This window comes from Rhodopirellula sp. UBA1907 (assembly GCF_002337565.1).
Lineage (GTDB): Bacteria > Planctomycetota > Planctomycetia > Pirellulales > Pirellulaceae > Rhodopirellula > Rhodopirellula europaea.
The window spans coordinates 1-6,966 of the sequence record NZ_DDGH01000076.1; the positions used below are offsets into that span (position 1 = coordinate 1).

Genomic DNA, 6,966 nt, shown 5'->3' on the forward strand with positions numbered 1-6,966 from the left:
AAGTTCTTGGTGAATAATGCGGGGTAACTGTAGGCCGCGCGGAAAAGTGTGAGGACGTCCGAGTCTTCGGAATCAATCAGGTCATCAATCGCTCCGTGTTCGACGAGCAAGCGGCAAATGTCCTTGTGTTTGCGTTGTCCGGAGTAATGAATTGGATTGCCATCTTCGGTAGTGACACCCGCACCGTTTTCGACGAGCAGTTTGGCTACCTCGTAGTGTCCACGATACGAAGCGAACACGAGCGGTGTCCAATCGCCATCTTCGGTGGGCCCATGAACATCGGCACCGTGGTCGATCAATAGTTGAGCAACGCTGGATTGCCCACGACTTGCAGCAACATGCAGCGGCGTGAGCTTTTTTGCGTCGCGAACATTGACGAGTGTCGGGTCCTTTTTGAGTAGCTTCTTGACAGCTGAGACGTCACCGTGGAACGTCGGGGCGAAGATCGGATGGTTTGGCATTTTGGTTGGTTCGGTTTTTTAGCACAGCAACCGGTGCGAGAACGACAGGAGTGTACCGGGCAAAATAGATTTTGGAGCAGCGTCTGTTCGGGCTCGTGTAGTTCATCAGCTGAGTATGCATGTTGGCGGCGGCGAAACATCCGAACGCTCGGCTTGGATGGAGGCCTTGCTACCAGCAGTTGGCCTCTAAATCCTCAGCAGCAATACATGCAGCGACAACGCGATTGCGATGGAAACGACCGTCCTGAAAACGTTCCATCGATTCCACTTGTCCTCGAACTCACCTCTTGCGACCAAGAGTTCTTGATCATCTTTTTGTTCGACGTCAATCGCCTGGATCTTGTTGTTCAGCGGGATGTTGATTCGAACAGTTGGGAGCTGGACGCCCAACAGGTAAACAACCGCAGCGGCAATCAATATCGCTCGATTCGTACCATCAATCTGAGAGAAGCCGATGACCGCCGCCACAACGATCGCAGCAACAGACCCAACCCAAACAAACATGAAGATTGGCTGGTTTTCTTGTATGACGCCATCGATCACTTGAAACGCGCGAACAAATGACCGGTCGTTGAGTCGACCGATGCCTGGCATGGCTACGACAGCAAACGCAAATAGAAACCCAGCAACGAGTGAGCACAAAAGGGTCGCGGATACCAAAACAGTATGGAAAAACATTTACTCCAGCTCGGGTTGAGGCGTGACAGCGATAGCGAGTGTTCCACGTCTCATTCTACAATCAACCACCGGCAATGGTTACGTGGCGAGTTTTAGGCAAGTGATCATCGCGATGTAGTTGCAGGAGTTTCGATCGGATTTCGAGGCGAATCTGAGGGTGACCGTGAACGATTCACCCCGCGTGAAGACGGGCATCGCAAACGTTCCGTTGCAGCCGTTGGCTCGCCGGTTAATCGCTACAGGCATCGAGGTCTCGTCGTCGACGTTCGCGTTCGGTTCACCATGTACGACCAGATCGCTGGTCCGAAATGATTTTGAAGAACCGCGATGGCCCAGCCGATCAAAGGCCCGTAGAACGGAACAGGCAACGCGAGTTCGTAACCGTTTCCAATCAGATAGATCCCGATTGCATAGCCTATGCCCGCATAGACGTAGCAGCGAAGAATCGAACGCAATTGCGAGACCTTTGCGATCAATACCATTACGACCAAAGCCACGTCGGCAACGGCAAGTGGGGCAACGAGAACGGGTTCGCGAAGCAGCATGGCGGGAGCGTACAAAGCAATCTCTGGCAAATCGCTCAGGCCCATCTGTAGGTATGTCGCGGAGAACAAAGCGACTGCCAATATCGCGAGCAACAATCGTGATGGTAGCTCGATCAAGAATTTACGTTTGTTCATAGATCACCGTTTTGTGGGTTTTCAGTCGGGGAACGGACCACGCCACCGACAACCGCGTTTTCAGAACCCACTCGTGAACCATCGCGAAACATTCTGGCACAGCGTCCCGCATCACTAGGCCGGGTAAGCGGCCATTGTCTTGACGATTGATTGGTCACGGTCGCTCCGGCGCATGCCAGGGTTTGCGGCCTTGTACCGCTCATTCTACGTCAAAGACTTTGGTGCGGTCCTGTTTTGGGCCACTCCGCTGGTTGTCAGAAGATTCGGGTTTCTGCCGCCGGTAGCCGGCGAGATATAGACCGGATCCCTTCGGTGCTTTGAATTCCTTCGGAAAGGAACCACCCGAGAGATCGTAGCAGACTCGCATTGCATCTTTCCCCTTGATCTCGTAGATCGCAAGGATGATTCTTCCCTGATTGGGACCAGACGTACTCTTGATTGCCATCCGCATCGGGGAGACCGTTTCGTCGAGCATATAAATCCCCTTGTCCGAGTGATCCTCGCCCGTGACGGTTACCTCATAGCCTTCGTCCGTGATCGTGAGGGTGATCGCATCGAGGGCGGGTGGAGGCAAGAGTGTACCGCTCAGCATTGCGCCTTTTGGTTTCCAGACTCCGCCATACTGAAAGTCCGCGACGCTCATTCCGGTGTCGGTTTTTGGCGGGATCTCTGTTGCCGGTTCATCAGCGGCGCAGAACGAGGCGAATGCCAACACGAGCAAAGTCGGGATACATGTCTTCATGATTGTGACTCTGCTGAGAATTTGTTGGTGAACGTTAGCGCTCAAACGCCGGCGAATAGAAGCGAAGCACTCCAGGCAATGTGACGTCGTCACTCTTTGTGCGTCGCTTTGTTACTCGAAGTCTGTTGGATCAAGGATTTCCCCATCATCCTCGTCAATGATTCCATCGCCGTTGACGTCCTCATCAACGAGTCGATAGCCGCGGCGGAACGAGCGACGCTGCTTGAGATCGCCAGTATCGAGACGGACATCGTACAGCGGCCACGTCCCCGTCGGCACGTTTAACTCAATCAGTTTGTGCTCTGCCTCAGTAACGGGGCGCTGGCATCGTATTTGAATGAGATGAGGGAACCGCCCCAGGAGGCGAAGATGGTCATCGGTAAATCCACGGACTGGCAGTGAGAAGTGGTAGACGTCACTCGGCACGCGCACGGACAGCAATGCACCGCACAACCCAGTGCCGTTAAACGGGTCGCGTCCTTGGATTTGTATTCCGGCGTCTTTGAACTCTTGAAGAACATTTCGGCTATCGGTGAGCTGAGGCGGGGCGCCGATCGAGATCGCGATCATCAGTGAAATGATTGACATCCAGCAATCCTTTGCAGTAGTTCATTCGGGCAACGTCTGTGGTCAACGCCCGGGGTCGCGCAAGTTTACCATTTGAAGTCCCTCTGAAAGTCGTGCTCCGCGTGAAACCATGGTGGTCCGTCGAATCTTTTTCACCCGATTGGATCAAAGAGCGAAGCATTGAAGGCAGCCAGCACGCAGCCCACAAGGAGGAAACACACGTTTCGACCAGTCACTTTCTGCTCGGTTGTGAAGCCTCGGTAAAAGTGCCAAAACACCAGACCGGATAGTCCAGATGGAATTGTCGCAAACGCAAATGGAAGAATGTGTCGGAGCACGGTATCGCCGCTACCGAAAAGTGGTATTGAGCAATATCCGTGACAAAACAATTTGTATCCGTTTTGGCTAGCGGTTGAATGAAAGAGGGTCCACAAGAGGAATGTGGAGAAAGCGAAAACCATTGTGAGCATCCACCACCAATCTGGATGCGTCAATCGACGAGTCTCTATCGACGATGGCGGAGTGGTGGTTGAAGCGTATGGATTCAAGTCGATCGCTCGGATTACATTCGGAAAACGTTCAGCGTCACCTGGCCGTGGCCGCCAGTGTGATCGGAAATCGAGGTTGGTCTTCGGACCCGCTCAATGTGCACGCGCCGATTTTTGGCTGGCAGGGGGATTGGTCGCTTTCTGGAGAACATGACGGTGGAGGAATCGGCGAAGCATGAACCAGCCACCGCCTAGCAGCGAGAATACGACACCCAACGTCGTGAAGCAAATGCCAACGACAAACAAGCTTTGGGCAGTGTCGTTCTGTTGGGCGTCGCCTTCCGCGATAGCAGTGGATGTGTCTTGCGCAGGAACGCCGACGCTCACTGTGTCGTCGGATATGTCCAAAGTGATGAGCAGTAGACCGGTCGCAGTCACAAGTAGTGGTACTGCAACAATCAGGTGGCGTTTTCCATACAGCATTTTTATCGATTTCGACCGGGAGATAATTCGAACGATTGGAGGCATCCAACGATGTGCAACTCAAATCGTCGTTGCGTATCGTAAACAACCAAATCCATTGGGCGGAGAGAGTCAAGTTGACCATTCAAAATCTGGCTGCCCGTCCTGATTCGAGCACACGTCCTGTCTGATTGCTGCCAGGCTCACAAACCGAAGGTGAAGAGAAAATACAGGCCGGCGAGACAGACGAGGGCGTGTGGTACCGCCAGTGATGAAATTGGGGGAATGTGCGGCAAACGTATGAACGCGGGAAACATTGAGATGCCGCCAATGAAAAGCCCATTCGCGTACAGCATTGCGACCTGCTCGCCCTCGCCAAGATCGCCAAAGTAATCAGAAAGCCAGAGCAAAGAAGCAAACATTAAAAGCGGGAAAAAGCATGTTGTGGCACCGATGGAGAGAGATCGGAAATAGAATCCAACAAAAGCGCCAACACAGGCGAATCCAACGACAACCGGAACAGCAATTAGCCCTATGTACGCGTCTTCGTCGCTTGCGAGGGACCACAGGCTGCCGGTCAATGCAAATGACCCGATTGCGATAAGCCCAAGCGAGGCGAAGCCAAATGACGCCCAGGTGATCGCAATTGATTCGACGACCCAATGCGGATTCGAGCCGCCGCGGACAGGATCGTCAGCTGTGTCAGTTGTTGAGTATGAGGGCAATGCGTCTGCTACGTTTGGTGAGTTGCTGGTCAGGCGAAAAGGTTTATCGATCAGCCGACCGCGACGAGATATCGTTGATTTTTTTTGGCTCGGCTTGGTTGTTCGATTGCGTTGAATGGTCATCCGATGCACGATCGATTGTTGGAATCTGATCAAAGAGCATTTCGATCCACTCGCGGTCGGCATCAAGCAGCGTCGCCGTGCGATTCGAATCGTACCGTTCGTTCTCCCACAAGACGCCAGTGTACGCGAAGTGTCGGAGTCTTTCGCCGTCGGCGAGAAGGTCGATCGAACGATCTCCAAGATTGCCTGGCAGGGTGTGCCAGTACGGTTCCCATTTGGCGTTCGAGTAAATGTCTGTCAATCGACGAATTGTTTCATCATCGGTAACGCTCATGGTTGCATCGTTCGAATGCATCACGATTGTGTCGGTGCGGTTGAGGTCAGCGATCCAATCTTGGTTGGCTTGGCTAGACATTGAGCTGCAACCAATGAGTGTTAAACACCCGATCAAGAGCGTCGGCATGCGGTAGCGAATGTCGGTCTCCATTGACTCAATAGCGTCGCGGTTCAGCGGGAAACGGAAGTTGGCCGAGCATCGTCCAAACGCTCGTCACCACCTGCTCGCGGCAGACTACGCTTGCTCGCCATTGTCAGGAATCGCAAAGCTCCTAATCAATTCATTCACAGATCGAATTGGTGTCATAAAGGACGACAGCGTCAGTTGCGATTCAGCATCAAATTTAGGAGCGTGATCGGGAGTGCCTGGGTTGGCGTAATATATCCTATTAACAACCGGCGCGAGGAGCGCGACGAAGTCGTCTGCCATTAAACAGTGGACGCAGTACCAGAATTCAGGTGGATGAATCGGTAGCCGGATATCAAGCGTCAGCGTCACACGACGGCTGACGGCATCGGATCCCAGACGCAGATCGTAGGTATTTGAGAATTTCGGGAAGTGAAGTGGAACCGTTCCATCTCGATCAACGATACCACCGTGAAACGGTTCGAATACGGACAACAATTTGTCTACGTCCAGTGAAACGAAACGTCCATTCAGATAGCGGTGCAGCGTGGCGTGGTTCGAGCCATGGGTTTTGTCAATATTCAACACAGTAGGAGGCTTCTTCCAATCACGTCCAATTCCCCATCACCTGAGGCGAGTGAGGCAAGCATCTCAAAAGCGTCCGCCCGAATGCATGGATGGGTCGGTAACCATCCGGTTCAGGAACAACGTTTGACCACCTCGAGAGCGCGGCGCACATCGACATCGTTGAACCCCCGTGGTTCATTGTGTTGAGCAAACTTTAGGAACCGAATGATCGCTGCTCGCTGGGACGCATTGAATATGCTATGGAAGCATTCATTCCCGATCATGCAGTCGCAGTTCACGCGGATCAAGCGGAACAAAAATGTGTCCATCAGCATCGAGGAGCGGTTTTGGGGATCAATCATCATTGTCAGGATGGCGGGCGTGTAGAATCGGAAGCCTTTTGCGTCTAGGTGATGCAAGGCCCAGTTGCGTTTCAGAAGGTCCGCATTCGGAACCCTGCGCCAGTCGATTCGTTCTGCAGTTTGATCAAGTTCATCTTCCAGCGGATTGCCGTAGTCGTCAATCGATTCCGCACGGTAGATGCTTGTTCCATCACCGAGCGTCGCTCTTCGGAATGCGTGCTCGATATAGTCAGCCAGCCATATGCGTAGTGTCTGCATCTAAACAGGAATTGTGGTAGTTGGTCAGTGAGCAAAGGCCATCGCATGACCACTGTAGTGCCGTGCTTGCGACAAATCGAATGGCTCGGCACTCCAGTTCGCACGGAATGGTTCGTATGTTATCGTTGTTTGTCGATTTGATCCGCGAGCCCTTCTGTCGCAGTTTTTCTTCGGTTTCTCTCATCGTGGAAATTACTTCGTCCCGTTGCTTCGCTTACGCTCTGGCGTCGGGTTCCGACCCAGACTCAAGCAAAATTTGCGAGTTGATTCTTTGGTAGACGCAAAACGCTTCAAAGCTTGTTTTGTCACGGCGTTGCAACGCTGAAGTACCTGGCACCGTACGTTCATCGAGTCGCGATCAGCGACAGTCGCATTTTGGATGTCAAGTCGGAAACGGTGACGTACCAAATCCGTCGCAAAGGGAACATGATGCAGAACAAGACCGTTGCC

Annotated in this window: 9 protein-coding genes; 1 reads left to right on the plus strand and 8 read right to left on the minus strand. The window is 52.9% G+C overall.

The features are described 5' to 3' along the window. From B2R17_RS16500 to B2R17_RS16535, 8 genes are all read right to left on the minus strand, one after another. Positions 1-461: ankyrin repeat domain-containing protein (locus tag B2R17_RS16500; RefSeq protein ID WP_286764844.1), on the minus strand; the 461-nt coding region annotated here is incomplete at its 3' end. Positions 462-647: 186 nt separating this feature from the next. Next, positions 648-1,139 carry a DUF1772 domain-containing protein gene (locus B2R17_RS16505; RefSeq protein WP_286764845.1) on the minus strand — a complete coding sequence of 164 codons (492 nt, stop codon included), beginning with the start codon at positions 1,137-1,139 and terminating at the stop codon, positions 648-650. A 236-nt stretch (positions 1,140-1,375) separates the two neighbouring features. Beyond that, a complete protein-coding gene (locus tag B2R17_RS16510) occupies positions 1,376-1,819 on the minus strand; it encodes a hypothetical protein (protein WP_008672278.1) in 444 nt (147 codons plus the stop codon). Between the two features lie 199 nt (positions 1,820-2,018). Continuing rightward, positions 2,019-2,561, minus strand: coding sequence for a TIGR03067 domain-containing protein (locus tag B2R17_RS16515; protein WP_286764846.1), 543 nt, complete (start codon positions 2,559-2,561; stop codon positions 2,019-2,021). A 111-nt stretch (positions 2,562-2,672) separates the two neighbouring features. After that, a complete protein-coding gene (locus tag B2R17_RS16520; RefSeq protein WP_286764847.1) occupies positions 2,673-3,131 on the minus strand; it encodes a hypothetical protein in 459 nt (152 codons plus the stop codon). A 1,150-nt stretch (positions 3,132-4,281) separates the two neighbouring features. Further along, the gene (locus tag B2R17_RS16525; protein ID WP_286764848.1) at positions 4,282-4,926 is read right to left on the minus strand and encodes a hypothetical protein; all 645 of its coding nucleotides are present in this window, start codon (positions 4,924-4,926) and stop codon (positions 4,282-4,284) included. Positions 4,927-5,437: 511 nt separating this feature from the next. Beyond that, positions 5,438-5,914: a hypothetical protein gene (locus B2R17_RS16530; protein WP_286764849.1), complete on the minus strand. Its 477-nt coding sequence runs from the start codon at positions 5,912-5,914 to the stop codon at positions 5,438-5,440. Between the two features lie 113 nt (positions 5,915-6,027). Beyond that, entirely contained in the window at positions 6,028-6,516 is a 489-nt protein-coding gene (locus B2R17_RS16535; protein ID WP_286764850.1) for a DUF6714 family protein, read from the minus strand. Between the two features lie 297 nt (positions 6,517-6,813). Here B2R17_RS16535 and B2R17_RS16540 point away from each other — a divergent pair. After that, positions 6,814-6,966: transposase (locus tag B2R17_RS16540; RefSeq protein WP_286764851.1), on the plus strand; the 153-nt coding region annotated here is incomplete at its 3' end.